23 protein-coding genes are annotated in these 23,968 nt (G+C 68.0%); 13 read left to right on the top strand and 10 right to left on the bottom strand.

All coding sequences use genetic code 11. From position 1 onward, the window contains the following. Positions 1 to 153 precede the first annotated feature (153 nt). Together HTY53_RS23685 and HTY53_RS23680 are read left to right on the top strand one after the other, a co-directional pair. Positions 154 to 1,041 (top strand): LysR substrate-binding domain-containing protein, encoded by an 888-nt coding sequence (locus tag HTY53_RS23685; RefSeq protein WP_174109038.1) that lies wholly within the window; start codon positions 154 to 156, stop codon positions 1,039 to 1,041. 397 nt (positions 1,042 to 1,438) lie between these two features. Continuing rightward, the gene (locus HTY53_RS23680; protein WP_368041064.1) at positions 1,439 to 2,935 is read left to right on the top strand and encodes an ATP-binding protein; all 1,497 of its coding nucleotides are present in this window, start codon (positions 1,439 to 1,441) and stop codon (positions 2,933 to 2,935) included. A 60-nt stretch (positions 2,936 to 2,995) separates the two neighbouring features. On the opposite strand, the gene HTY53_RS23675 is transcribed toward HTY53_RS23680, so the two are convergent. The 3 genes from HTY53_RS23675 to HTY53_RS25100 are packed head-to-tail and all read right to left on the bottom strand — an operon-like array spanning position 2,996 to position 6,674. After that, positions 2,996 to 3,928: a DMT family transporter gene (locus HTY53_RS23675; RefSeq protein ID WP_174109037.1), complete on the bottom strand. Its 933-nt coding sequence runs from the start codon at positions 3,926 to 3,928 to the stop codon at positions 2,996 to 2,998. 47 nt (positions 3,929 to 3,975) lie between these two features. After that, positions 3,976 to 4,467 carry a GDYXXLXY domain-containing protein gene (locus tag HTY53_RS23670; RefSeq protein ID WP_174109036.1) on the bottom strand — a complete coding sequence of 164 codons (492 nt, stop codon included), beginning with the start codon at positions 4,465 to 4,467 and terminating at the stop codon, positions 3,976 to 3,978. Beyond that, positions 4,464 to 6,674, bottom strand: coding sequence for a DUF4401 domain-containing protein (locus HTY53_RS25100; protein WP_368041063.1), 2,211 nt, complete (start codon positions 6,672 to 6,674; stop codon positions 4,464 to 4,466). Before HTY53_RS25100 ends, HTY53_RS23670 begins: the two co-directional genes overlap by 4 nt. Before the next feature lie 174 nt (positions 6,675 to 6,848). On the opposite strand from HTY53_RS25100, the gene HTY53_RS23655 reads away from it, so the two are divergent. Beyond that, positions 6,849 to 7,616 (top strand): 5'-methylthioadenosine/adenosylhomocysteine nucleosidase, encoded by a 768-nt coding sequence (locus HTY53_RS23655; protein ID WP_174109035.1) that lies wholly within the window; start codon positions 6,849 to 6,851, stop codon positions 7,614 to 7,616. Between the two features lie 123 nt (positions 7,617 to 7,739). Here the strand turns inward: HTY53_RS23655 and HTY53_RS23650 are convergent, their stop codons facing one another. Continuing rightward, positions 7,740 to 7,985, bottom strand: coding sequence for a hypothetical protein (locus tag HTY53_RS23650; RefSeq protein ID WP_174109034.1), 246 nt, complete (start codon positions 7,983 to 7,985; stop codon positions 7,740 to 7,742). Positions 7,986 to 8,248: 263 nt separating this feature from the next. Here HTY53_RS23650 and hemA point away from each other — a divergent pair, with 263 nt between their 5' ends. From hemA to HTY53_RS23620, 6 genes are all read left to right on the top strand, one after another. Continuing rightward, positions 8,249 to 9,553: a glutamyl-tRNA reductase gene (gene hemA, locus HTY53_RS23645; RefSeq protein ID WP_174109033.1), complete on the top strand. Its 1,305-nt coding sequence runs from the start codon at positions 8,249 to 8,251 to the stop codon at positions 9,551 to 9,553. 123 nt (positions 9,554 to 9,676) lie between these two features. After that, complete coding sequence (gene prfA / locus HTY53_RS23640; protein ID WP_174109032.1) at positions 9,677 to 10,759, top strand: peptide chain release factor 1; 1,083 nt, start codon at positions 9,677 to 9,679, stop codon at positions 10,757 to 10,759. Positions 10,760 to 10,934: 175 nt separating this feature from the next. Next, the gene (locus HTY53_RS23635; protein ID WP_174109031.1) at positions 10,935 to 11,261 is read left to right on the top strand and encodes a hypothetical protein; all 327 of its coding nucleotides are present in this window, start codon (positions 10,935 to 10,937) and stop codon (positions 11,259 to 11,261) included. Positions 11,262 to 11,363: 102 nt separating this feature from the next. After that, a complete protein-coding gene (gene prmC / locus HTY53_RS23630; protein WP_174109030.1) occupies positions 11,364 to 12,287 on the top strand; it encodes a peptide chain release factor N(5)-glutamine methyltransferase in 924 nt (307 codons plus the stop codon). 135 nt (positions 12,288 to 12,422) lie between these two features. Next, positions 12,423 to 12,734: a Grx4 family monothiol glutaredoxin gene (gene grxD, locus HTY53_RS23625; RefSeq protein WP_053822619.1), complete on the top strand. Its 312-nt coding sequence runs from the start codon at positions 12,423 to 12,425 to the stop codon at positions 12,732 to 12,734. A 16-nt stretch (positions 12,735 to 12,750) separates the two neighbouring features. Then, positions 12,751 to 13,350, top strand: a complete 600-nt coding sequence (locus HTY53_RS23620; protein ID WP_174109029.1) for a UbiX family flavin prenyltransferase — start codon at positions 12,751 to 12,753, stop codon at positions 13,348 to 13,350. 72 nt (positions 13,351 to 13,422) lie between these two features. Here HTY53_RS23620 and HTY53_RS23615 read toward each other — a convergent pair whose 3' ends face one another. The 3 genes from HTY53_RS23615 to HTY53_RS23605 all read right to left on the bottom strand — a co-directional run bounded on the left by HTY53_RS23615 (position 13,423) and on the right by HTY53_RS23605 (position 16,513). Next, positions 13,423 to 13,689, bottom strand: coding sequence for a virulence factor (locus HTY53_RS23615; protein ID WP_174109028.1), 267 nt, complete (start codon positions 13,687 to 13,689; stop codon positions 13,423 to 13,425). Between the two features lie 137 nt (positions 13,690 to 13,826). After that, on the bottom strand, positions 13,827 to 15,347 hold the full coding sequence (gene amaB, locus HTY53_RS23610) for an L-piperidine-6-carboxylate dehydrogenase (RefSeq protein ID WP_174109027.1): 1,521 nt from the start codon (positions 15,345 to 15,347) through the stop codon (positions 13,827 to 13,829). Then, positions 15,344 to 16,513 carry a saccharopine dehydrogenase family protein gene (locus HTY53_RS23605; RefSeq protein WP_174109026.1) on the bottom strand — a complete coding sequence of 390 codons (1,170 nt, stop codon included), beginning with the start codon at positions 16,511 to 16,513 and terminating at the stop codon, positions 15,344 to 15,346. Before HTY53_RS23605 ends, amaB begins: the two co-directional genes overlap by 4 nt. Positions 16,514 to 16,756: 243 nt before the next feature. Here HTY53_RS23605 and HTY53_RS23600 point away from each other — a divergent pair, with 243 nt between their 5' ends. Further along, positions 16,757 to 17,206: an Lrp/AsnC family transcriptional regulator gene (locus HTY53_RS23600; RefSeq protein ID WP_174109025.1), complete on the top strand. Its 450-nt coding sequence runs from the start codon at positions 16,757 to 16,759 to the stop codon at positions 17,204 to 17,206. A 183-nt stretch (positions 17,207 to 17,389) separates the two neighbouring features. Further along, positions 17,390 to 18,199, top strand: a complete 810-nt coding sequence (gene dapB / locus HTY53_RS23595) for a 4-hydroxy-tetrahydrodipicolinate reductase (protein ID WP_174109024.1) — start codon at positions 17,390 to 17,392, stop codon at positions 18,197 to 18,199. A 159-nt stretch (positions 18,200 to 18,358) separates the two neighbouring features. On the opposite strand, the gene HTY53_RS23590 is transcribed toward dapB, so the two are convergent. The 3 genes from HTY53_RS23590 to HTY53_RS23580 all read right to left on the bottom strand — a co-directional run bounded on the left by HTY53_RS23590 (position 18,359) and on the right by HTY53_RS23580 (position 22,225). After that, positions 18,359 to 19,177 (bottom strand): hypothetical protein, encoded by an 819-nt coding sequence (locus HTY53_RS23590; protein WP_174109023.1) that lies wholly within the window; start codon positions 19,175 to 19,177, stop codon positions 18,359 to 18,361. A gap of 411 nt (positions 19,178 to 19,588) precedes the next feature. Further along, complete coding sequence (locus tag HTY53_RS23585; protein ID WP_174109022.1) at positions 19,589 to 20,599, bottom strand: Bug family tripartite tricarboxylate transporter substrate binding protein; 1,011 nt, start codon at positions 20,597 to 20,599, stop codon at positions 19,589 to 19,591. 120 nt (positions 20,600 to 20,719) lie between these two features. Beyond that, complete coding sequence (locus HTY53_RS23580; protein WP_174109021.1) at positions 20,720 to 22,225, bottom strand: acyl-CoA synthetase; 1,506 nt, start codon at positions 22,223 to 22,225, stop codon at positions 20,720 to 20,722. 126 nt (positions 22,226 to 22,351) lie between these two features. Here HTY53_RS23580 and HTY53_RS23575 point away from each other — a divergent pair, with 126 nt between their 5' ends. Both HTY53_RS23575 and HTY53_RS23570 read left to right on the top strand, forming a co-directional pair. After that, entirely contained in the window at positions 22,352 to 23,275 is a 924-nt protein-coding gene (locus HTY53_RS23575; RefSeq protein ID WP_174109020.1) for a LysR family transcriptional regulator, read from the top strand. A 106-nt stretch (positions 23,276 to 23,381) separates the two neighbouring features. Continuing rightward, a complete protein-coding gene (locus HTY53_RS23570) occupies positions 23,382 to 23,903 on the top strand; it encodes a winged helix-turn-helix transcriptional regulator (protein WP_174109019.1) in 522 nt (173 codons plus the stop codon). Positions 23,904 to 23,968: the final 65 nt, after the last annotated feature.

Here is a 23,968-nt window from a genome sequence, read left to right as displayed (position 1 = left end):
GCGGGAAGGGCGGGAACGAGAGGACAAGCAGACGGACTCGGCCACGACGGCTCTCCGATAAGGCAGTTGACGGAGCGCCAGTATTCCAACGACCATTCGTCGTGAAAATCGGAAAGTTTTGAACCGATTGTTTTGAATTTCCGGACGATTCTCATGGCACTGAATCTCGATATCGCCGCGCTTCGCAGCCTAGTGGCGGGCATCGACCTGGGCAGCTTTGCCCGCGCAGCCGATCAGGTGGGCCGTTCCACCTCGGCGGTCAGCGCGCAGATCCACAAGCTCGAGGACATGGCCGGCACGCCGCTGTTTCGCAAGGCGGGCAGGACGCTCGAGCTGACCGAGGCCGGGAATCTGCTGCTCGGCTATGCACGCCGGATCGTCGCACTCAACGACGAGGCGGCCGCCGCCGTGCGTGGCGTCGACCTGTCCGGCGGCGTTCGGTTGGGACTGCAGGAAGAATTCGGCGAGGCGACGCTACCCGAGGTGTTGGGCCGGTTTGCGCGCGCGCATCCGAAGGTACGGGTGGAGGCGATGGTCGCGCGCAATCACGATCTGTTCGCCCGCATCCAGGCGCGGACGCTGGAGCTGGCGCTGGTGTGGGGCGGTGCGAATGGCGCTGCCGCAGCAAGAGCGCCCGGCGCCGATATCACGCTGGTCGGCGAACCGCAGATGTGCTGGGTTGGGCCGGCCACGCTGCCCTGGCGCCTGCCACCCGGCGAACCCGTACCGCTGGCCGTGTTCGACCGGCCCTGCCATTTCCACGACGCCGCTACCGCCGCGCTCGATCGCGCCGGCATTCCGTGGCGCATCTCGTTCACCAGTCCAAACCTGGGCGGTCTATGGGCCGCCGCCGCGGCCGGCCTCGGTCTGGTCGTGCGGACGCCCTACGGCTTGCCCGCATCGCTGCGTCAATTCGGAGCTGCCGACGGCCTGCCGCCGCTGGGCAAGATGCCGCTGATGCTGCTGCGCGCGCCTGGTCCCGCGTCCGAGGTATCGCAGCGGCTGGCGGATATCATGCTGGAGGCGTTGCGTCCGGTTTGAGCGCGGCTGTGAATAGCTCATCTGCCCCCCTACGATGTGACCACGCGATCGGCTCGCTCGCTCCACCTACCACCGCGATGACGCGGCACCGGTATCAATGCAAGGCGCGGACGCGGGCAGGGCTGCAAATGCCCAACGTGCCACGCAACTCCGCTTGCTTCAATGCGCTGACCAGGTAATTCGACCACCAGAAATGGGGCGAATTTCTATAAAGCCGGGCGTGTTTTGCTGCATCCCAGTGTCCTCATCTCACTAAGCTTGCGGCTGGCCGACACGGGCCCTCAGGCCAATCTGCTTTCACACGCTTCCGCCATTTCGCTAGCACTCCAGACTGCACCGACGCGCTTACGGTCAAGCCTTGTGCAATGTCCGCTGGCCTCGTAAAGACCAGCATCGCGTGAAAAAGCACTTCTTTTCATCAACATCGCAAAGGTTGAGCATGAGTATTGAGCGCGATATTGCGCTAGTCGATGAGCTGCGCGCCCACACGAGCGAGACGCCGTGGCTCGAATTGAAGCGCAACAATGTCGATCCCGAAGTAATCGGGAAACTCTGTTCGGCTCTCTCCAACTCCGCGCGTATGGAAGGTAAGGACTGCGCGTTTGTGGTGTGGGGTGTCGAGAACGATGATCACACAGTGGCTGGTACGCATTTCGATCCAGAAGCGCAAACAGTCGGTGGTACAGCGCTACAACTTTGGCTTGCGAATCGCTTGCAGCCCAGCATTACGTTCACTTTCCGCGAGATTGCGCATCCTCAGGGGCGAATCGTATTGCTTGAGATTCCCGCAGCAACCGGCACTCCAGTTTGCTTCGGAAGCGTTCCGTACATTCGCATCGGAAGTGCTACGCCGAAGCTAACCGACTACCCCGGACGGTATCAAAAGCTGATCGAGTGCATGCAGCCCTACCACTGGGAGCACAGTATCGCGAGACGATATGCCAGCGGCGACGATGTGCTCTCACTCCTGGATTACGGCCAGTATTTCCGCCTAACAAAGCAGCCAGTACCGGACAATCGCACGGCCATCCTCGAAAGGCTTGAATCCGAGCGAGCCATCGTCCGAGACGTCGGGAAACGATGGAACATCACGAATCTTGGGGCGATTCTGTTCGCTGCGCGCCTGAGCGACTTCTCACCCAGCCTCGCGCGCAAAGCAGTCCGATTTACCGCGTATGCGGGAAGAAACCGAGCGGCGATGGTGACGCATCGTTTCGATGGATGCAACGGATACGCCGTCGGATTTTCACGTTTGCTCAGCTACTTGCATGACTTGATGCCGAAGAACGAACACATTGGCATCGCTCTGCGAGAAGCGCATCCGCTGTTTCCCGAGGTGGCGATCCGCGAGTTGACAGCGAATGCGCTGATTCATCAGGACATGACCGTAACCGGCGCCGGCCCTCAAATCGAACTGTTTGAGGATCGCGTGGAGATCAGCAACCCCGGGGCGCCATTGGTGAAGCCGGATCGCATGATCGATCTTCCCCCACGATCGCGCAATGAATCCTTGGCGGCATTGATGCGCCGCATGGGAATCTGCGAAGAGCAAGGCAGCGGACTTGATAAGGTAGTGAAAGCCGTTGAGGTATTTCAGTTACCACCGCCCTTGTTTCGAGCGGAAGCAAATTCGACTCAAGCCGTTCTCTATGGACCTCGAAGCCTCGCAGAGATGACGCCAGACGAGCGGGTACGGGCCTGCTATTTTCATGCTGTGCTCCGGTTCTTGAGCGGCGACAAAATGAAAAACTCGACGCTATGCGAACGATTGGGGATAGCACCGAAGAATGCTGCCCAGGCCACCGCAGTCATCAATCGAACCTTGGAGGCCGGTCTGATCCGGGCGGCCGATCCCGCCCATCCTCGCGCCGGATATGTGCCTCATTGGGCATAAATTTCTTGATCGCGTTTTGATTTTGCGCGGCCAAACAGCGGCGCAGCCCACGTCGGCCCTTTAAAAATCAATGAGTTGGCACTCGTAACGCCATCGAATCTTTCTTGATTGGGTTTTGATTCGAACGGCCACCGCGACGCCGCAGAATGACGACGCAGCCCCTCCCCCCGCCGCCCGCCGATACGCCATCCCCACTGCCACCCCACCGAGAACCGCGACCGACGCCGCCACCAATCGCCACGTCACCGCCTCTTCCAACAGCACCACCCCAGCCGCCGCAGCGATGACCGGCACGCTCAGTTGCACCAGTCCCGCGGTAGTCACCGTCAAACCGCGCAGCGCGACATACCAGATCGCATAGCCGAGCGCCGAGGCAATCGCCCCGGACAGCACCGCGTACAGCATGCCTTCGGCATCGTGGCTCGCCCGCGGCAGCGCGGCCAGATAGAGCGGCACGCAGCAGGCCGCAGCGCGCAGGAAGTTGCCGGCATTGGCGCGTACCGGATCGCGCACGCCCTTGGCGCGGATCGAATAGATGCCCCATGCCGCGCCCGACGCCAGCATCAGCAATGCGCCGAGCAACGGTGGGGCCGACAGGCCGGGCAGCAGCATCCCAATCAGTCCCGCGACGGCGATCAGATAGCCGGCTGTCTGCACCGGATGCGGCCGCTCGCCGAGCCAGAGGCCGCGGCCGATCATGGTGACCTGCACCGCGCCGAACAGCAGCAGTGCGCCGGTGGCGGCCGACAGTTGCGCGTAGGCGTACGAGAAAAAGACCGCGTAGGCGAACAGCGCCAGCGCTGAGCGCCAGTTGCCGCTCGATGCATTGGAGGCCGGTTCCAACCGGTGCGATACACGATGACGCAGCCGGACCAGCACCCACAGCGTGATGGCGCCCGACGCAAGACGCACGGTCGTGAAGGTCGCCGCATCGATGGTCGTGTCCCGCAGCGCGAGCCGGCACAGCAGCGAGTTGCCGGCGAAGGCGAGCATCGACAGCGCGGTGCAACCGACCACCAGCGCGGCCGAAGGTGTCGCGTTCACAGCGGATGGCCTGCCGCGTCGCGCAGTTCCACCAGCAGCGCCTGCCCATCGGCATCGACGCGGAAGGCGCCGAATTGCGCGCCCTCGTAGCGGCGCGCGTGTCCTTCCTGGAAGAAGTACGCGTCGGTCGAGATGCGGATCTGGTCCGTTCCCCAGCGCGACGGCCCAGGCTGGAAGCGCAGCAGATGCTCGCCGGCGACGAGCGGCTCGCCGCGATGCAGCCGCACGAAGCTCGCCTCGCCGCGCGCATCGAGCCGGACCACCGCCGTGCGGATACGGTCGTCGGTGGTTTCCAGCGCGCGCAGGATGGGCGCCCCGATGGCAAAGTTCAGCGCCATATAGTCGCCCTGCATCAGCGAGCGGGGGTCGACCGGTGCCAGCCGCAACAGCACCACGTCGCCGCGCGCGAGCAGCCTTTCCTTGCCGATCACGCCAGCGCAGGCGACCGCCAGCGTCAGCACCCAGGCAATCGGGATCCAGCGTTTCATCGGCCGCCCTCCTCTGCGATGTCGGCCACACCGAGCGCGGATCGCGGCCGCGACAGCCATGCGCGTGCCGCCAGCACGGCGGTGCCGGCCAATACCAGCGTTCCTGACTTGATCGCCAGCGTCCAGTGCAGCGCGCTGTAATACCAGATGAAACCCAGACCGATCGCCGTCAGACCCAGCCCGAGCCAGGCAAGCGAGGCGCGTCGCAAGGCCAGTCCGGCCGCGAGCACGCCGGCCACGACCGCGGGGGCGCCGACCATCGGTGCGGCGCATACCGCAAGCACCGTTGCGAGCGCGGCACGCCGGCGAAAGGAAAGGCCGAGCCGGGCCGCTTCGACGATGCCAAAGCCAACCAGCATCACCGCCAACAACGCGCCCGCGAGCCAATGCGGGACGCCTTGCAATGCCGGCTCTGCGAAGAGGCCGAGCGGATGGCCGATGCCCGTCACGATCAAGGCGCCAAGCAGACCGCAGAACAACAAGGCGTCGGCAGCCGGGCCCAGCCAGTGATGGCGTCCGAGTGCGGCGAGCCGTCCTTCGACTCCCGCGAACAGCGTGGCCTTGAGCAGGGCGATCGGCGCCAGCCAGGCCAGCGCCCAGCCCACCGCCTGCCAGGGCTTGGCCGGTCCCATCGCGATGGCGATGGTCAAGGCGATAGCCACCGACACCATCGCCGCAAGCGCGGACAACAAGCGATGCAGCCGGTTGCCGATCGCCGCATAGAGCAGCATCTCGCAGGCCGCGAGTCCGCACCAGAATGCGGCGGTCTCGACCGCGCGGGCGCGGCCGAGCAGATCGGCGGCGGCATAGAACGCGAGCCCTTGTCCGGTCAGGCTGCTGGCCAGCGCGAATTGCTCGAAGCCGGTATGGCCCGCGCGCCCCCGGTAGAGCAGCGCGGCCAGCGCAATCAGCGCCAGTCCGCAGCTCAGGATGGCCACGCTGTTTTCGCGCGCGGCGACAAACACCGTGCCCAGCAGGAACAACTGGAAGAACACCGCGCCGAGCCACCCCGCCATGCCGGTCAGCAGACGGACCGACCATGGGGCCTCTGTGTCCGTCGGGGCCTCCCCCTGAACCGCGCGGTCGGCAGCGAGTTTGCGCCACAGCGCCTGCGCCGGCGACGACGCCGGTGTCTGCGGCTCGGCATCGGGACGCTGGGGCGACGTTGGCGCGCCCGTGTGCATTGCGTCCGTGTCATTCCGATACAAGCGCATCAGCCAGGCCGCCGCGGCGCCCGATAGACCCAGGGTCATTAGCCCCAACAGCAGAAATCCGCCGAATTGCGCGCCCGCCTCGGCCAGGCCGCGACCGAGCGCAGCGACGGCCAGCGCGATCAGCGACAACGCGGTCAGGCTCAAGACCAACAGATCGAACGTGCGGTAGCGAAACCACGCGCCGACCGCCAGCAAGGCCACCACCGAGACGACGAGCATGCCGCCATCGACATGGCTGCCGAACAAAGCCGCCAGTCCCAGCCAGATCGCATAGGCGCAGCTCAAGGCTGCGAGCAGCCGTGCCCCGCCCCGCCCTCGTACACCGAAGCGCGGTGCGGCGGCGGACAAGACCAGCCACAGCGCCAGTTGCACCAGCGCTGCGGCAAGCAGGCACAGGCCACCAAGCCTGCCGCCGACGGCATCGAACAGCAGCGAGAAAGGCAGGCCGGTCCCCACTTCGACGCTGAAGAAGCGCAGCAGCGCGACATTGGCCAGCACGACCGCCAGCGCCCAATGCAGCGGAGCGTGCGCGGCCAGCGCCCACGGTACGGCGAGCAGCGCCCACCAGGCGAACAGTTGCCACGGATCGGCGCCGGTCTGATAGACCTGTCCGATCACCGCCAGCAGCGCGCCCGTGACCATTTGCGCGCCGACAAGCGCGGCGCGACCGGCAGCGTCGCCGTCGGGCCGGCGCCAGGCGAAGGCCGCCAGCGCGCTGATCAGCAAGGCCAGCACGCCGAAGCGCGTGAACTTGTGCAGGGCCTGCCAGTTGAAGGCGAAAAAGACGATCACGCCGGAGCAAAGCAGCGCCACGCCGAGCGCCAGCAGCGCCCGGTCCAGCCAGCGATGCCAATCGGCGAGCCGGGGCTCGGTGGCGGCCCAGGCCTGTTGCGCCGGTTGCGCCGCCAGTCGCTGCTGGGTGCACCAGTCCGCCAGTGCGCGCCGGTAGGCATGCCGGATGTTCGGACGGTTGGCGTGGCGATCGTTCGGCATGGAATGGGCGGCGTTCCGGGAGGGCGTTGGCTGCACTCTAGCAAAGCACCGTGGCGACCGCACGGCCAAAGGCGGCGCGACACGACCCGGCGCGCGCCCGCCGCGCTGCCGGTATGCTGTCGGCTTTTCCGGCTCAGGCCGGCCTGTTCTCCCGTTTCGCTCCCCGCACCGACCATGACCCTCGGCATCCTCGCCGCCCTGCACGACGAAATCGACGGCCTGATCGCCGCCATGCGCCACGACGACGCGCGCGCCACCGTGCACCGGATCGGCATGCGCGACTACTACGTCGGCGAACTGTACGGCCAGCGCTGCGTGCTGGTGCTGGCCCGGGTCGGCAAGGTCGCCGCGGCGGCCACCACGGTGACGCTGATCCGCGAATTCGGCGTCGATGGCATCGTCTTCACCGGCCTGGCGGGCGGCATCGGCGCGGGCGTACAGGTTGGCGATCTGGTGATCGCCGATCGCACCGTGCAGCACGACATGGACGCGCGGCCGCTGTTTCCGCGCCATCAGGTGCCGCTGCTGGGCCTCGAAGCATTCCCGACCGATCCGACGCTGACGGCCGCGCTGCGCGAGGCGGCACAGGCCTTCCTGAAAGAGGATCTCGCCAGCGCGGTGCCGGCGCCGGTGCGCGCACGCTTCGGCGTCACGGCACCGAATCTGCATCTGGGCATGATCGCCAGCGGCGATCAGTTCATCGGCGCGCCGACCACGGTGGCCGAACTGCGGGCGCGCCTGTCGGGGCTGCTGGCGGTGGAAATGGAGGGCGCGGCGGTCGGGCAGGTCTGTCACGAATACGGCGTGCCGCACGCGGTCATGCGGACCGTATCCGACCGGGCGGACGACAGCGCCCATGTCGATTTCCCGGCGTTCCTGGCCGACGTGGCCAGCCACTATTCGGAAGGGGTGATTCGGCGCTTTCTGGCGGCACTGCAGTAGCGAACCGATGTCGTCCCCGCGAACGCGGGGACCCAGTGGCTAGTGGGCCTGCAGCGAGCGGGGCACGACGCTGGGTCCGCGCTTTGGCGGGGACGACCGCGCCATCGACTGATCCGCCCCCGCTCAGCGCCCGCGGCGCGCGAACAGCCCGGCCACCCCTACCAGCAGCGCGGCGCCGAGGATCGCCGCGGTCCAGCCGCTGAGCTGGCCGTCGATGAACCAGCGCAGCGCGCGCCCCAGATAGAAGGTGGCCAGCGCGCCGACAGCGCCCAGCAGCAGCGCCATCGGCACGGTCAGCACCGGCCCGCGTGGGTGCATCGCCCGCGCTACCAGTCCGACCACCATGCCCACCAAGAACGTCCCCAGCATCGCCCGCTTCCGTTGTCAGATCGCCGCACTTGCCTGCCGCGCAGCGGCGTAACGATAACTCAACTCGGACCGGTCGCGGACAAGCACAAGGCCCGGCCGGCCCGCGAACGCAAGGATCGCGCCCGGGCGGTATAATGCAAGCCGTCCCGGCGGCGCCCGGCACGGCCCTGAACAGCCGGTATGCGCGCCGCCATGCCCAGTGCAGGCAAAGCTGCCGCGAGGCCGGAATGGCCCGCCAGTCGGACAGCGAAAGTCCCCACACCATGCAACTGCTCGCGATCGGAATCAATCACAACACGGCGCCCGTCTCGCTTCGCGAACGGGTGGCGTTTCCGCTCGAGCAGATCAAGCCGGCGCTCGGGGCGCTGCGCACCCAGCTGGCCGGCAAGCGCGGCACCGAGGCGGCGATCCTGTCGACCTGCAACCGGACCGAGATCTACTGCGCCACCGACCTGGTGCTGTCCGGCTCCGAGGGCTTCGAACACACGCTGCGCTGGCTGGCGCAGCACCACAACATCCCGGCCGGCGAACTGGCCCCGCATCTGTACGCGCTGCCGCAATCCGAGGCGGTCCGCCATGCCTTCCGCGTCGCCAGCGGCCTCGATTCGATGGTGCTGGGCGAGACCCAGATCCTGGGCCAGATGAAGGACGCGGTGCGCACCGCCGGCGAGGCCGGCACGCTCGGCACCTATCTGAACCAACTGTTCCAGCGCACCTTCGCCGTGGCCAAGGAAGTGCGCGGCCAGACCGAGATCGGCGCGCATTCGGTCTCGATGGCGGCGGCCGCGGTACGGCTGGGCCAACGGATCTTCGAAAGCATCTCGGGCCAGCGCGTGCTGTTCATCGGCGCCGGCGAGATGATCGAACTTTGCGCAACGCATTTCGCCGCGCAAAGCCCGCGCCAGATCGTCGTCGCGAACCGCACGGTCGAGCGCGGCGAGAAACTGGCCGAGCAACTGGCCGCGCAGGGGCTCAATACCGAAGCGATCCGCCTGTCCGACCTGGGCTCGCGGCTGCACGAATTCGACATCGTCGTCTCCAGCACCGCCAGCTCGCTGCCGATCATCGGGCTGGGCGCGGTCGAACGGGCGGTCAAGCAGCGCAAGCACCGGCCGATCATGATGGTTGACCTCGCCGTGCCGCGCGATGTCGAGCCTGAAGTGGCGCGGCTCGACGACGTCTTCCTCTATACCGTCGACGACCTCGGCGCGATCGTGCGCGAAGGCAACGCGATGCGGCAGGCCGCGGTCGCGCAGGCTGAAGCGATCATCGAAACGCGTGTCCAGCATTTCATGCACTGGCTGGAGACGCGCAGCGTGGTGCCGGTGATCCGCGAACTGCAGGCCAACGGCGAAGCGATGCGGCAGGCTGAGCTCGAACGCGCGCGCAAGATGCTGGCGCGCGGCGACGACCCTGAAGCCGTGCTCGAGGCGCTGTCCGGCGCGCTGACCCGCAAGTTCCTGCACGGCCCGACCCACGCGCTGAATCACACGCAGGGCGAAGACCGCGAGGCGCTGCTGCGCCTGGTCCCTGGCCTGTTCCGCCACAGCAGCCACTCCGAGCGTTAGCCGCGCTCGCGGCGCGCGCCGGCGCCCCCGCGCGCCGTCTGCAGCTCCGCTCCATCGCCGCCGCCCGCCCGCGGCATCCGCCTGCACCAGGCGACGCTCCACCGACGCCTCACCCGGATTCCCATGAAAGCCAGCATGCAAGCCAAGCTCGACCAACTGGCCGAGCGCCTCGACGAAGTCAATGCCCTGCTCGCGCGCGAAGACGCCACCGCGAACATGGAGCAGTACCGCAAGCTGACGCGCGAGCATGCCGAGCTGTCGCCCGTGGCCGAGCAATATGCGCTCTATCGTCAGGCACAGGACGATCTGGCCACCGCGCAGGCGCTGCTCGACGATCCCGAGATGAAAGCCTTTGCCAGCGACGAGATCGACGCCGCTCGCGCCCAGCTGGAAGAACTGGAAGCCAGCCTGCAGACGTTGCTGCTGCCAAAGGACCCCAACGACGACCGCAACCTGATCCTCGAAATCCGCGCCGGCACCGGCGGCGAGGAAAGCGCGCTGTTCGCCGGCGATCTGCTGCGCATGTACACGCGCTATGCGGAGCGGCAGCGCTGGCAGGTCGAGGTCATGAGCGAATCGCCGTCGGATCTCGGCGGCTACAAGGAAGTGATCGTGCGCATTGCCGGCGATGCGGCATTCTCGAAGCTGAAGTTCGAATCGGGCGGCCATCGCGTGCAGCGCGTGCCGGCCACCGAGGCGCAGGGCCGCATCCATACCTCGGCCTGCACGGTCGCCGTGATGCCAGAGGCCGACGAACTGGGCGAGATCGAGATCAATCCGGGCGATCTGCGCGTGGATACCTTCCGCGCCTCCGGTGCGGGCGGCCAGCACATCAACAAGACCGATTCCGCGGTCCGGCTGACTCACCTGCCGACCGGCATCGTGGTCGAATGCCAGGACGACCGCAGCCAGCATCGCAACAAGGACAAGGCGATGAAGGTGCTGGCGGCGCGGCTCAAGGACATGCAGCTGCGTGCGGCGCAGGCGAAGGAGGCCCACACGCGCCGCAATCTGATCGGCTCCGGGGATCGCAGCGACCGCATTCGCACGTACAACTTTCCGCAGGGCCGCGTGACCGACCATCGCATCAATCTGACGCTATACAAGATCGACATGATCATGGATGGCGATCTCGACGAATTGATCGGCGCGCTTTCGGCCGAACATCAGGCCGACCAATTGGCCGCGTTGGGCGAAGACGTGTAAATGGCGAGGCGAGATATTCGCTACGGTTGTTTTCCGCGGGCAAAATACTTGTATTTCTTGTAAATGCCTGAAACAGCCATGGTAACGACATGGTTGGTCGCTATAATCGGAAACGGCTAACCCGGCACAAATACCGGGCAAGTCTTTTCTCGATAACGGACAAAAGGACGAAATCATGAAGAAACTGCTTGCGTTGTTGATGGTCACCGCTGCAGTGGCTGCTTGCGGCAAGAAGGATGAAGCCCCCGCCTCGTCGAACGTCGAAAGCGCGATGGCCAGCGCGGCCGAATCGGCCAAGTCGGCGGCCAGCGACGCCGCCGCGGCTGCGGAATCCGCTGCCGACGCCGCCAAGGCCGCGGCCAGCAACGCAGCTTCGGACGTGTCCGCCGCCGCCGAGCGCGCCAAGGACGAAGCCGCCTCGGCCATGGCAAACGCCAAGGACGCTGCCAGCAACGCGGTCAACGAGACCGCCGACAAGGCCAAGGAAGCGACCAAGAACTAAGCCGTCGCCCGCGCCGTACCGAGCCCCGCCACGGCAGTGTGCCGGCGGGGCTTTTTCATGGTGCGGCGGCCCTTTCCCGCCGCCCGACCTTTCACAGTTCCGATGACCGATTCCCCGTCCTCCGCACCGCTGCCGCCCGACACACTGCCGGCGCAGGCGACGCTGCGCGAGGCGCTCGCGGCAATGGCCCGGGCCGGACTGCCGGCCCTTGAAGCGCGCATGCTGCTGACGCATGTGACCCGCCTCTCCCGCACGCAGTTGATCACGCGCGATACCCAACCGCTCGACGCTGCCCAGCATGGCGCGCTGGTGACGCTGATGAACCGGCGACTGGCAGGCGAACCGATGGCCTATCTGATCGGCGAGCGCGAGTTCTACGGCCGTCCGTTCCGCGTCAGTCCGGCGGTGCTGATCCCGCGCCCGGACACCGAGATCGCGGTGCAGGCGGCGCTGGCCCGATTGATGAGCACGCAGGCGCCGCGGGTGCTCGACCTCGGCACCGGCTCCGGCATCCTCGCGGTCACGCTGGCCTGCGAACGGCCCGATGCGCAGGTCTGGGCCACCGACATTTCACCGGCCGCGCTCGGTATCGCGCGCGCCAATGCGGCGGCGCTGGGCGCCGACAACGTTCGGTTCCTGGAGTCGGACTGGTATGCGGCGGTGCCGGCCGACACCCGCTTCACGCTGATCGTCAGCAACCCGCCGTATATCGCGGCCGGCGATCCGCATCTGTCCAGCGGCGATCTGCGCTTCGAACCGGTCGATGCGCTGACCGACCATGGCGACGGGCTGTCCGACCTGGCCACCATCGTTGCCGGCGCCGGTGCGCATCTCGAAGCGGGCGGATGGCTGCTGATGGAACACGGCTTCGATCAGGGCGTGGCGGCCCGGCAGCTGCTGCGCGATGCCGGCTTTGCCGAGGTCTTCACCGAGCGAGACCTGGGCGGCAACGAGCGCTGCAGCGGCGGCCGGTGGCTGGGCGGCACCGCCGGCGTAGCGCTCCCGCAGCCCCGGTCCGAGGCCTGAAGGGCCGGTCCGAATCCGGTAGAATCGTCCCGATCCCGCGCGCCACCCTTCGGCTTTTCATCCCATCGGCCGGCGCGCGTCTCCGATTCCATGGCGCGCGGTTCGCCTCAGCGCCAACCTTCCGAAGCGAAAATCATGAGTGACGTGCAACAAAAGATCGACCAGATCGTCAAGGGCCATCCCGTCGTGCTGTTCATGAAGGGCACGGCGCAGTTTCCGATGTGCGGTTTCTCCGGCCGCGCGATCCAGATCCTGAAGGCCTGCGGCGTCGACGCGCCGATGACGGTCAACGTGCTGGAAGACGACAGCATTCGCCAGGGCATCAAGGAATACGCCAACTGGCCGACCATCCCGCAGCTCTACGTCAACGGCGAATTCGTCGGCGGCTCGGACATCATGATGGAGATGTACCAGAGCGGCGAGCTGCAAACCCTGCTCAAGGGCTGAGGTTCTGGAGCCCGCGATGACCGCCGGGCCCGCCGCCGCGCCGCGGCGCGTGATTGTCGCGATCACGGGTGCTACCGGCGCCGTCTATGGCGTGCGGCTGCTGCAGGTGCTGAGCGCGGTCCCGGAGGTCGAGACGCATCTGCTGATCTCGCCGGCGGGCGTGATGAACCTGCAGCACGAGCTGGAGATCGGCAAGGCCGAGACCGAGGCGCTGGCCGATGTGGTGCACAACGTGCGCGATATCGGCGCCACGATCGCCAGCGGTTCGTTCCGCGCGCATGCGATGGTGATCGCGCCGTGCTCGATGCGCACGCTCGCCGCGATCGCGCATGGCCTGTCCGACAACCTGATCACCCGCGCGGCCGACGTCACGCTGAAGGAGCGCCGCCGGCTGGTGCTGATGGTGCGCGAGACCCCGCTGAACCTGGCGCATCTGCGCAATATGACGGCCGTTACCGAAATGGGCGGCATCGTCTTTCCGCCGGTACCCGGCTTTTATCAGAAGCCCGATACCATCGCGCAGCTGGTCGACCATACGATCGGCCGCGTGCTCGATCTGATCGACGTGCCGCAGACGCTGGCGCCGAGCTGGGCGGGCCTGAACGGGCAGATCTGAGCCGCCCGCATCGCGGCGCCTCCCGGGCCACGGCGGCCACCCTCACGTCTTGACGCTTTAACGCTTCCGCGCTCAGCGCCAGTGCCCGCGGCCATGGCCGTGCCCGTGGCCATGCCCATGGCCGCGCCCATGCCAGTGGCCATGCCCGCCGCGGTAATAGCCGCGATACGGATACCCGTAGTAGTAAGGCCGCGGCGCGACCACCACCGGCGGTGGCGCGACATAGACCGGCGCTCCCACCCCGACCGTGACGCCGGCATCGACCGGCGCCGGATAGACCGCGCAGCCGGACAAGCCTGCCGCCGCCACTGCCCCCAGACCCGCCAACCACGCTTTCATTTTTTGCCCCTGTTATACGGAATTGATGACGCCGTTATACGGGGCGACTCGGTAATACGGGGTCAGGGCCCTGTAACCCACGTTACCGTTCCCTACAAGCCGGGCAGCCGGCTCGCCTTTGCTCGCCTTTGCTCGTCTTACAGATCGAAGCGAATCCCCTGCGCCAACGGCAGCGCGTCGCCGTAATTGATCGTATTGGTGGCCCGCCGCATATAGCCCTTCCACGCATCCGAGCCCGATTCGCGCCCGCCCCCGGTCGCCTTTTCTCCGCCGAACGCCCCACCGATCTCGGCGCCGCTGGTGCCGATATTGACGTTGGCGATGCCGCAGTCGCTGCCGGCCGACGACAGGAAGCGCTCCGCCTCGCGCAGCGACTCGGTAAAGATGCACGACGACAGCCCGTGCGCCGCCGCATTGTTCAGCGCGATGGCCTCCTCCAGCGAGGTGTACGGCATCAGGTACAGGATCGGCGCGAAGGTCTCGGTCAGCATGGTGTCGTGCTGCGTATCGGTGACGACCAGCGCCGGCCGCATATAGCAGGCCCGCGGATAGCGGTCGGTCAGCAGCCGTTCGCCGCCATGCACCGCATTGCCCTGGGCGCGGCAGCTGGCCAGCGCGTTGGCCATGTTGTCGCCGGCGGCGCGGTCGATCAGCGGGCCGACCAGCGTGCCGGCCTCAAGCGGATCGCCGACCGGCAGGCGCGCAAAGATCTGCGTCAACTGCTCACGCAGGGTGTCGAACAGGTCGACATGGACGAAGGCGCGGCGCAGCGTGGTGCAGCGCTGCCCGGCGGTACCGGCGGCGGCGAAGGTCATCGCGCGCAGCGCTAGCGACAGATCGGCCGACGGCGCGACGATGGCGGCGTTGTTGCCGCCGAGTTCGAGGATGCTGCGCTTGAACTGCCCGGCGCACGCGATGCCGACCTCGCGCCCCATCCGCGTCGAACCGGTCGCGCTGACCAGCCGCACGTCGGGGTGCGCGACCAGCCGTTCGCCCAGTTGCCGGCCGCCGCACAGCACGGTGGCGATGCCGGCGTGCTCCGGCGCCGCGGCCTCGATCACGCGATCGAGCAGGGCCTGCACCGCAAGGGCGCACTGCGGGGTCTTTTCGGACGGCTTCCATACCACCGCGTTGCCGCACACCAGCGCCAGCGCGGCGTTCCACGCCCATACCGCCACCGGGAAGTTGAACGCCGAAATCACGCCGCAGACGCCGAACGGATGCCAGGTCTCGCGCATCGCATGCTGCGGCCGCTCGCTGGCGATCGTCAGCCCATGCAGCTGACGCGACAGGCCGACCGCGAAGTCGCAGATGTCGATCATCTCCTGCACCTCGCCCAGCCCTTCCTGCAGGATCTTGCCGGTCTCCAGCGAGACCAGTTCGCCAAGCGCGCTGCGATGTTCGCGCAGCACCTCGCCGAAGCGCCGCACCACCTCGCCGCGCACCGGCGCCGGCACCAGCGCCCAGCCGCTCTGCGCGGCGTGGGCCTGCGCGATGCGGGCGTCCGCCTCGTCCGCGCTGCAAGGCGCGATATGCCCGAACACCTCGCCGTCGATCGGCGAACGCGCCGGGAGCGCGCCGGCGCCGCCCGCGCCGTCGCGCCAAGGGATGGGCTGGCCAATGGCGCGCCAGCAGCGCGCGAATGCGTCGGCTTTCATGCGAGGGCCTCCTGCAGCGGGTGGCAGGTGTAGTGCCTGCCGAAACGGTTGGCGAGAAAGGCCTCGAGCCGCATGTCCTCCTGGCGGACGAAGCCCCGTTGCGGCAACTGGCCGGCGATCACCATGTCGAGCGCGGCGCAGACGCCCGCGGCGGTGGTCAGCTGGATCGCGTTCAGATGACCGTGCTCGCCGTCGGCGCCGCCGATGCGCGCCGAGAACGAGGCCTGCGTCAGCGGCCCCAGCCGCCCGTCCGCGCCCGCGGTGCGGCCCGTGGCGCTGGCGAATACGACCACCACGTCCTGCTCGGTCAACGGAATCGCGCTGTCGAAGATCTCGCGCAGCCAGTCGCGCCGCTCGCGCAGCCGCAGATCATCGAGCAGCAGCTTGATCACCGCGCAATGCCCAGGATAGCGGATCGACTTGTAGTCGACGTGGCGGGCGCGCCCGGCCAGCGTTTCGGGCAGCGTACCGAGCCCGCCAGACGTATGGAAGGCTTCGTATTCGATGCCGTCCAGCGCAAAGCTCTCCAGCCCCTCGAGCGCCGGCACCTCGACGCGGCGGCCATCGACGATGGCCTCGCACGGATTGCAGTACTCGTTGATCAGCCCCTCGGTGCTCCAGGTCAGGTTGTACTTCAGCGCATTGTTCGGATAGCGCGGCAGCGCGCCGACGCGCATGCGCAGATCGAGCAGCTTGCCGCCGCCGCGCAGGAAGCGCTGCGCAAGGTCGTGGCCGACCACGCCGATAAAGCCCGGCGCCAGCCCGCACTGCGGCATCAGTACCGCACGCGCATCGGCTGCCAGCGCGCGGATCGCCCGCGTCGCCGCGACGTCCTCGGTCAGGTCGAAGTAGTGCACGCCCAGCTCTGCCGCGACGGTTGCCACCGGTACCGCCGCATGGAACGGCAGCGCGTTGATCACGGCGGCCGCACCGGCCAGCGCCTCCATGCAGGCCTGCCGCTCGGAGGGATCCGCCACGCGGGTCGATACGCCTGCCGGCAGCGCGTCCAGCGCGTCGCGGTAGCGATCGACGACGGTCACTGCATAGTCGCCGCTGTCCTGCAGCATGCCGGCGATGGTCCGGCCGATCTTGCCGGCACCGAGCACGGTCACGGGCAGCGCCGCACCGGCACGCTTGGCCGAAGGGAAGGAAAAATTGTTGTTCATGACGGTCCTCCGACGCGGGTTAGGGGGCGCGCAAGTCCTCGGTGGCAAATCTCGCAACGCGCAGGTCTCTTGCGCGGCATGGCTGCGCACCGACGCGCAACGCCATCCCGTGACTGAAGTATGGTGCGCAGCGCCGTCGGATTGAACAGACAACATCGACGAAAACCCGCCATAATCGGTCGATCCGACGGCACATCTCGACGAATCGACGAGACGCCGGCACCTCACCGTACGGAGATTGGATTGACCGACCTGGACCAGATCGACCGTCACCTGCTGTCGCTGTTGCAGGCCAACGCGCGCGACAGTGCCGCCAATCTGGCGCGCAAGCTCGGCATTGCCCGCACCACCGTGGTGGCCCGCATCGCAAGGCTGGAGCGGCTCGGCGTAATCGCCGGCTATGGCGTGCGGCTGGGGCAGCAGATGGAGGAAGACGCGATCCTCGCCTTCTGCGGGCTGTCGGTGCAGCCCAAGACGGCGCCCGCGGTATTGCGTGCGCTGCAGCGCTTCCCCGAGGTGGTGGAGCTCGATTCGGTCAGCGGGCCGGTCGACTACATGGCGGTGATCCGCTGCGATACGCACGCGCGGCTGGACAGATTGCTCGACGAGATCGGCGCGCTCGACGGCGTGAACCACACCAGCACGTCGATCGTGCTGGCGCGCAAGATCGATCGGCGGCGCCCCGTGGGGTGACGGCCAGCCTCGCCTTCGGCGCCGGCCCGCCCCGCCCCGCCCTGCCCCGCTCCGCCCGCGTCCGCGCCCGCCTGGTGCCGCGCGCCCGCCTGCGCACATCGCGCAAACGCGGCAAACTGGCGGGCCTTCCGCGGCAACGCGGGCATCGCAATATCGCAACATGGCTTCAGGAGGAATTTGCCGATGAACACACCAATCCGTGTCGCCGTGGGCGGCGTGACCGGCTGGGCCGGCGGCGAACTGGCGCGCGGCGTCGCGCATGCCGATGACATGACGCTGGTGGCCGGCCTGTCGCGCGGCGCGGCGGGGCAGACGCTGGCGCAGCTGACCGGCCACGCCGGCACGCCGGGCAAGGCGGTCGCCAGCATCGCCGAGCTCGCCGGTACGCCGTACGACGTCTACGTCGAATACACCAAGCCGGACATCGCCAAGCACAACATCCTGCAGGCGCTGGCGCAAGGCGCCCATGTGGTGGTCGGCACGTCCGGGCTGTCCGACGAGGACTATGCCGAGATCGACGCAGCCGCGCGCGCCGCCGACCGCGGCGTGCTGGCCTGCGGCAATTTCGCGATCACGGTGGTGCTGCTGCAGAAGTTCGCCGAGATGGCGGCGCGCCATCTGGACCAGTGGGAAATCATCGACTACGCGAAGGCCGCCAAGGTCGATGTGCCGTCAGGCACCGTGCGCGAACTGGCGTACCGGCTCGGGCAGGTCAAGGCGGCGACGCAGACGGTGCCGCTGGACCAGGTCAAGGGACCGGTGGAGACGCGCGGCGCGACGATGTCCGGCACGCAGGTGCATGCCGTGCGGCTACCCGGCTATCAGCTGGGTGTCGAGGTGATCTTCGGCGCCGACGGGCAGCGCCTGCATCTGAAGCACGAGGCCGGCGACGGTTCGAAGCCCTACGTGTCCGGCGCGCTGCTGGCGATCCGCAAGGTGCATACGCTGCGCGGCGTCGTGCGGGGATTGGACAAGGTGATGGAGGGCCTGTAGGCCGGCAGGTACTCCGGGTACGCCGGGCCTCGTCGCCCCCGCGATGGCGGCGGCGCAGCGACTTTTGCCCTGCCCGGCGACCGGCACCTCGCTCGATCCAGCCGCCGGGTTCCCGCCTGCGCGGGAACGACGGGGAAATGCTGACGACGGAGGCCGCGCTTACCAGCTGCCCGGCTTGCCGTCGCCCTCGCCCTTCTTCGGCTTCTGCGCCACGGCCTTGGGCGCGCTCGGCGCCGAGGCAGCGCCCGGGTTCAGCTGCTGCGCGATGGCCGCATCCTTCTGCGCCATCACCGTGCGGGCGCGCGGCAGCAACAGTTCGATGCTGCCGGTGTCGGGGTCGTCGGGAATCGAATAGACCTCGACCGTCAGCGGTGCCCGCATCCATCCGGCATGGACGCTGTTGACGGTCTTGCCATCCTTGTCGAGCAGCGCGACCTGCTCCTCGCGGAACGGCTTGCCATAGCGCGCGGTCAGCGTGCGCAGCGTCGACTGTTCCGACCGCACGCCGTCGGTCGGTACGATCAGGCCGACCAGTGCATTGCGATCGACCACCGCCAGCGCATGGGGGCCGTCCATGAAGGCCGGCCGCTGCTTGCGCGGCACGCCGACCTGGCGCATCGCGCCGTCGCCGCGCACTTCGACGCAGAACGCCGTCACGTCGGTGCCGTCGGGAGTCCGCTTGTCGGCGCAATCGGGCAGGTCGGGCATCGGATTGCCGATCTTCAGCGCACCGAGCATCGGTGCCAGCAGATCGGCTTCGGACGAGGTTGAAGCTGCGGAGGGAGCGGCGGAGGGAGCAGCGGGGGCCGAGCCCGGCTTGGCGGCGTTCGCCGAAGGAGCGGAGGCGGCGGTGGCGGGCTTGGCGGCGTTCGCCGGCGAGGCGGCCGCGGCGCTGGCCGCATGGACTGCAGGCGCCGCGACCAGCACACCGGCCGCGGTAAAACCGGCCACAGCCAGGCCGGCAAGTTGGAATCGCATTCAAACTCCTGGTTTTGGGGTCGGGCGTTGGAGCGGTCGGGCGGCCCGATGTTCCGGAAGTGACGCCGCCGCGAGCAACGATCCGCCAGGATGCACCCGGGGCGTCGCGCAGGCTGCACATCCAGTCGGCGCTCCGATTGGCAACGCGGCAAATGTGCCGGCGGCAGGAGCGCCGAGCGGCGGCGCACAACTATACCCGCTTCGGGACATCGGTCCGTCGATGCACCGTCCGGGCGGCGTCAGCGTGCGGCCACCCCTGCCCTCTCCCCCGGCCCCTCTCCCGCAAGCGCGAGAGGGGAGTAACTTGCCGCGTCGCGACTGCTTGGCTGTTGGTTCGCTCCGCTCTCCCGCGAGCGGGAGAGGGTTGGGGGAGAGGGCAAAGGCGCGCCGGCAAACTGCAAGCGCCCGTCCTCAATCCAGCGAAATATTCTTCGCCCGAATCACCTTCCCCCAGTGCTCGCGATCCGCGGCGACGTAGCGGTCGATTTCCGCCTGACTCATCGGCTGCAGCACCTGCAAACCCAGCCCGTTGAAGGTCGTGCGGAACTGCGGGTCGCGCAGGGTCTGGTCGGCCGCCGCGCGCAGCTTCTCGATCGCCTCGGGCGGCGTCTGCGCCGGCACGGCGAGCCCGAACCAGGTCGCCGCCTGGAAGTTCGGATAGCTCTCGGCGACCGTCGGCACATTGGGCAGCACGTCCAGCCGGTTGCGGCTGGTCACCGCCAGCGCCTTCAGCTTGCCGGCCTTGATATGCGGCAGCGAGGTGCTGACCACATCGACCATCAGCTGCACGTCGTTGGCCAGCAGCGCCGCCAGCGCCGGGGCGCTGCCGTTGTAGGGCACGTGGGTCAGCTCGATGCCGAGCTCGGTCTTCAGCATTTCGGTGGCCAGCTGCAGCGCATTGCCCAGGCCCACCGAGCTGTAGTTCAGCTTGCCGCCCTGGCTCTTCGCATAGGCGGCGAACTCGCGAATGTTGTTCGCCGGCACCTGCGTATTGGTGACCACCACCAGCGGCACCTCGGCGCCGATGCTGAAGATCTTGAAGTCCTTCGGCGGGTCGTAGGTGATCTTCTTGTACAGCATCGGGTTCAGCACCATGCTGCCGTTGGTGGCGAAGGCCACCGTATAGCCGTCGGCCGGCGCGCGGGCGACCAGGTTGGTGCCGATCATGGTGGCCGCGCCGGGCTTGTTGTCGACCACCACTGGCTGCTTCAGCACCTTGCTCATGCCCTCGGCGAGCGCCCGGCCGAACTGGTCGGTCGATCCTCCGGGCGTGTAGGGCACCACCAGTTTGATGGGGCGGTCCGGATAGGCCGCACCGGCGGTCGACACCGCACCGAATGTCGCGGCCAACGTTGCCGCCACCGTCGCCCCCACCGCGGCGATGCCGCGCCGGGCCCGCCCTCCCGCTTTCCAGCCTTGCATGGTGTCTCCTTCCTTGGTTTGTTGTTCACGTCCCACCATCCTGTCGTTCCCGCGCAAGCGGGGAATCCAGCGTCTTTGAAAGCCACTGATTCCCCGCTTGCGCGAGGGATGACCGGTCTGTCAGACGCGCCGCGTCCGCCCCTGCCAGTATTGGTCGCGCAGCCGGCGCTTGGCGAGCTTGCCGGTCTCGTCGCGCGGCAACTGCTCGGCGATCACGATGGTGCGGGGCACCTTGAATCCCGACAGCCGCTCGCGCAGCCACGCGATCATCTGCGCCTCGTCGAGGCGCTCCCCGGGCATCGGCTGCACCATCGCCAGCAGCCGCTCGCCGTATTCGTCGTCGGGCACGCCGAACACCACGCAATCGGCGACGCCGGGATAGCGCACCAGCTGGTGTTCGATCTCGGCCGGATAGATGTTGACCCCGCCGGAGATCACCATGTCCGAGGCGCGGTCGCACAGGAACAGATAGCCGTCCGCGTCCAGATAGCCCATGTCGCCCAGCGTCACCAGCCCATCGCGGTCGATCGCGCGGCGCGCCGCGTCGTTGTGGCGATAGGTGAAATCCGGGTAGGCGGGCTGGCGGACGTAGATCAGGCCGACCTCGCCGGTCTCGCACGGCGTGCCGTCCTCGCGCAGGATGCGCACGCTGGCCTGGTCCACCGGCCGGCCCGCGGTGCCGGGCTTCGCCAGCGCATCGGCGGGCGTCGCCACGGTGACCATGCCGGCCTCGCTCGACGCGTAGGTTTCGTGGATCACCGGCCCCAGCCAGTCCAGCATCGCGCGCTTGATCTCCGGCGCGCACGGCGAGCCGGTCGACGCGACGAAGCGCAGCGACGACAGGTCGTAGCGCCGGCGCACTTCGTCCGGCAGCTTCAGCAGCCGCACATACATGATGGGCACCAGGTAGACGACATCGATACGATGCCGCTCGATCAGTGCCAGCACCTGCTCGGCATCGAAGCGCGGCGTCAGCACCAGGCGCTCGGCCATCTGCAGCGCGTTCTGGATGAAGACGCCGGGCGCACTGTGATACAGCGGCGCCGACATCAGCGCGCGGCAGCCCGGCACGATGCCGATCGCCTGCGCCACCACCGAGCGCATCGCCGCCTGCTGCGCATCGAGCCGATCCAGCGGCACCGCTGCGCGCAGCACGCCCTTGGGCCGGCCGGTGGTGCCGGAGGTGTAAGCCATATGGCCGCGCGGGGCCACGCGTGGGCCGTCATAGGGCGGCTGGGCCGCGAGCCACGGCTCGTACGCCAACGCAGCGAGAGCCGGCGGCGCGGCATCTTCGCCGACGGCCAGCACCGGCATGCCTGCCGGCACCGCGGCTTGCACGGCCGGCAGCAGATCGGCGTGGGCGATCAGCACCTTGGCGCCGCTGTCCTCGAGCAGATAGCGCACCTCGTCCGCGGTGAAGTGCCAGTTGATCGGGCAGTAGTAGCAGCCCACGGTCCGGCAGGCGTGCACGATGTCGGCGAACGGCGCGTCGTTGCGCAGCAGCACCGCGATCACGTCGCCCTCCGCCACGCCGAGCGCGCGCAGGCCGCCGGCCAGCCGGCTGCCGCGCGCCAGCAGTTCGTCGCCGGTGCGGTGTAGATCCTGGAACCAGAGGTCCGCCGCCATTCGAATGCTCCTGTATATCGAGCGGTCACTGTAACGGCGGGCACCGACATCGACAATCGCCTGGCAGCGCAGCACAATGTTGAGCCCAGCGCGACAATCCCCCAGGCAATCCCCGATGGACGCACCATGGACCTGAACCTGATCCAGGCCTTCGTCGATATCGTCGACGCCGGCAATCTGGCCGAAGCCGGCCGCCGGCGCGGCGTCACGCGCTCGCAGGTCAGCCGCCAGCTGCGCGAACTGGAAGTCCAGGCGGGCGCCCAATTGATGCGCCGGACCACGCGGCGGCTCGAGCTGACCGAGCCCGGCCACGCGCTGTACCGTCACGGGCTGGCGATCCTGCGCGAGGTCGCGTCCGCGCAGGCCGAGATCGACAGCCTGGGCAAGACGTTGCGCGGCCATGTGCGGCTGAGCGTGCCGACCGGCCTGGGCGACACCTTCGTCGCGCCGCTGCTGCTGACGTTCGCCGAGCGGCATCCGGGCATCACGCTGCGCGTCTTCTTCAACAACCGCGTCAACGACCTGATCGCCGCCGAGATCGACGTGGCGCTGAAGGTCACCTCGCAGCCACCGCTGGACCATGTGGCGCGCGACGTCTGCGCGATCGAATGGGGCCTCTATGCGGCGCCGTCCTATCTGGAACGGATCGGTCCGATCCGGGTGCCGGCAGACCTCGCCGCAACCGACTTCCTGTGTCCGCCCTACTTCGCGCGCCCCTTCGAGCTGCATCTGACGCGCGGCGAGCAGCGCGACGCCGTGCAGCTGCTGCCGCGCCTGCAATCCGAGCACTTCCCCTTCCTGATCCGCGCCGTCCAGGCCGGCCACGGCGTCTGCCTGCTGCCCGTCTACGCCGGCTGGCAGGACGCGCACGCCGGCCGGCTGGTGCAGGTGCTGCCCGACTGGCGGCCCGAAGGGCTCGGCGACCGGCTCTATCTGATCACCACGCCCAACCCGCATCCGCCGATGGCGACGCGTGCGCTGATCGACTTCCTGCGCGAGCAGATTCCGGCTCTGCCGGTGTTCCGCGACGCCCCCGACGGTTCACTCTGAACCGCTCAAACCGAGCCCATTCCCCGTTTCTCACGCACTTTCAAATTGCAAGCTAGAATGCTTGCAAATTGAAAGTAAAAATCAGGCAACAACAACCGGAGGAGACGTGGGCCATACCGACTTTGCCAGCATGCCCTGCCCGATCGCCCGCTCGATGGCGGTCCTGGGCGAGCGCTGGGCGATCCTGCTGATGCGCGAGGCCTTCTACGGCAGCACGCGCTTCGACGAATTCCAGCGCAACCTCGGCATCGCGCCCAATATCCTCAGCGCGCGCCTGAAGACGCTGGTCGAGCACGGCATGTTCGAACGCGTGCCGGCCGACGGCGGCGCGCGTCACCACTACCGGCTGACCGACAAGGGTCGCGATTTCTTCCCGGCGTTCGTCGCTTTGAAGGCCTGGGCTGACCGCTGGATGACCGACCGCGGTCCGATGACGGTGCTGCTGGACCGGCGCACCGGCGACGAGATCGCCGCACCCGCGCTGACCCGCGCGGACGGCAGCACCGTGACGCTGGACGACCTGCGCGTCACCGCCGGCCCGGCGGCCGGCTCCCACCTGCGCCGCCGCTTCGCGCCCGAAATCGACACCGTCGAAGCCACGGAGGCAGGCGATGACCGAGCTGCATGACGCCGTACGGGTCGCCGCGCCGGCCGCTCCCTTCTCCGCTCCCGCTCCCGCCCCCAACCCCGTCC

The sequence above is a fragment of the Cupriavidus gilardii genome (assembly GCF_013314895.1).
GTDB lineage: Bacteria > Pseudomonadota > Gammaproteobacteria > Burkholderiales > Burkholderiaceae > Cupriavidus > Cupriavidus gilardii_C.
Note: the sequence above shows the minus strand (reverse complement) of the source record. Positions and strands in the feature narration are given on the sequence as shown.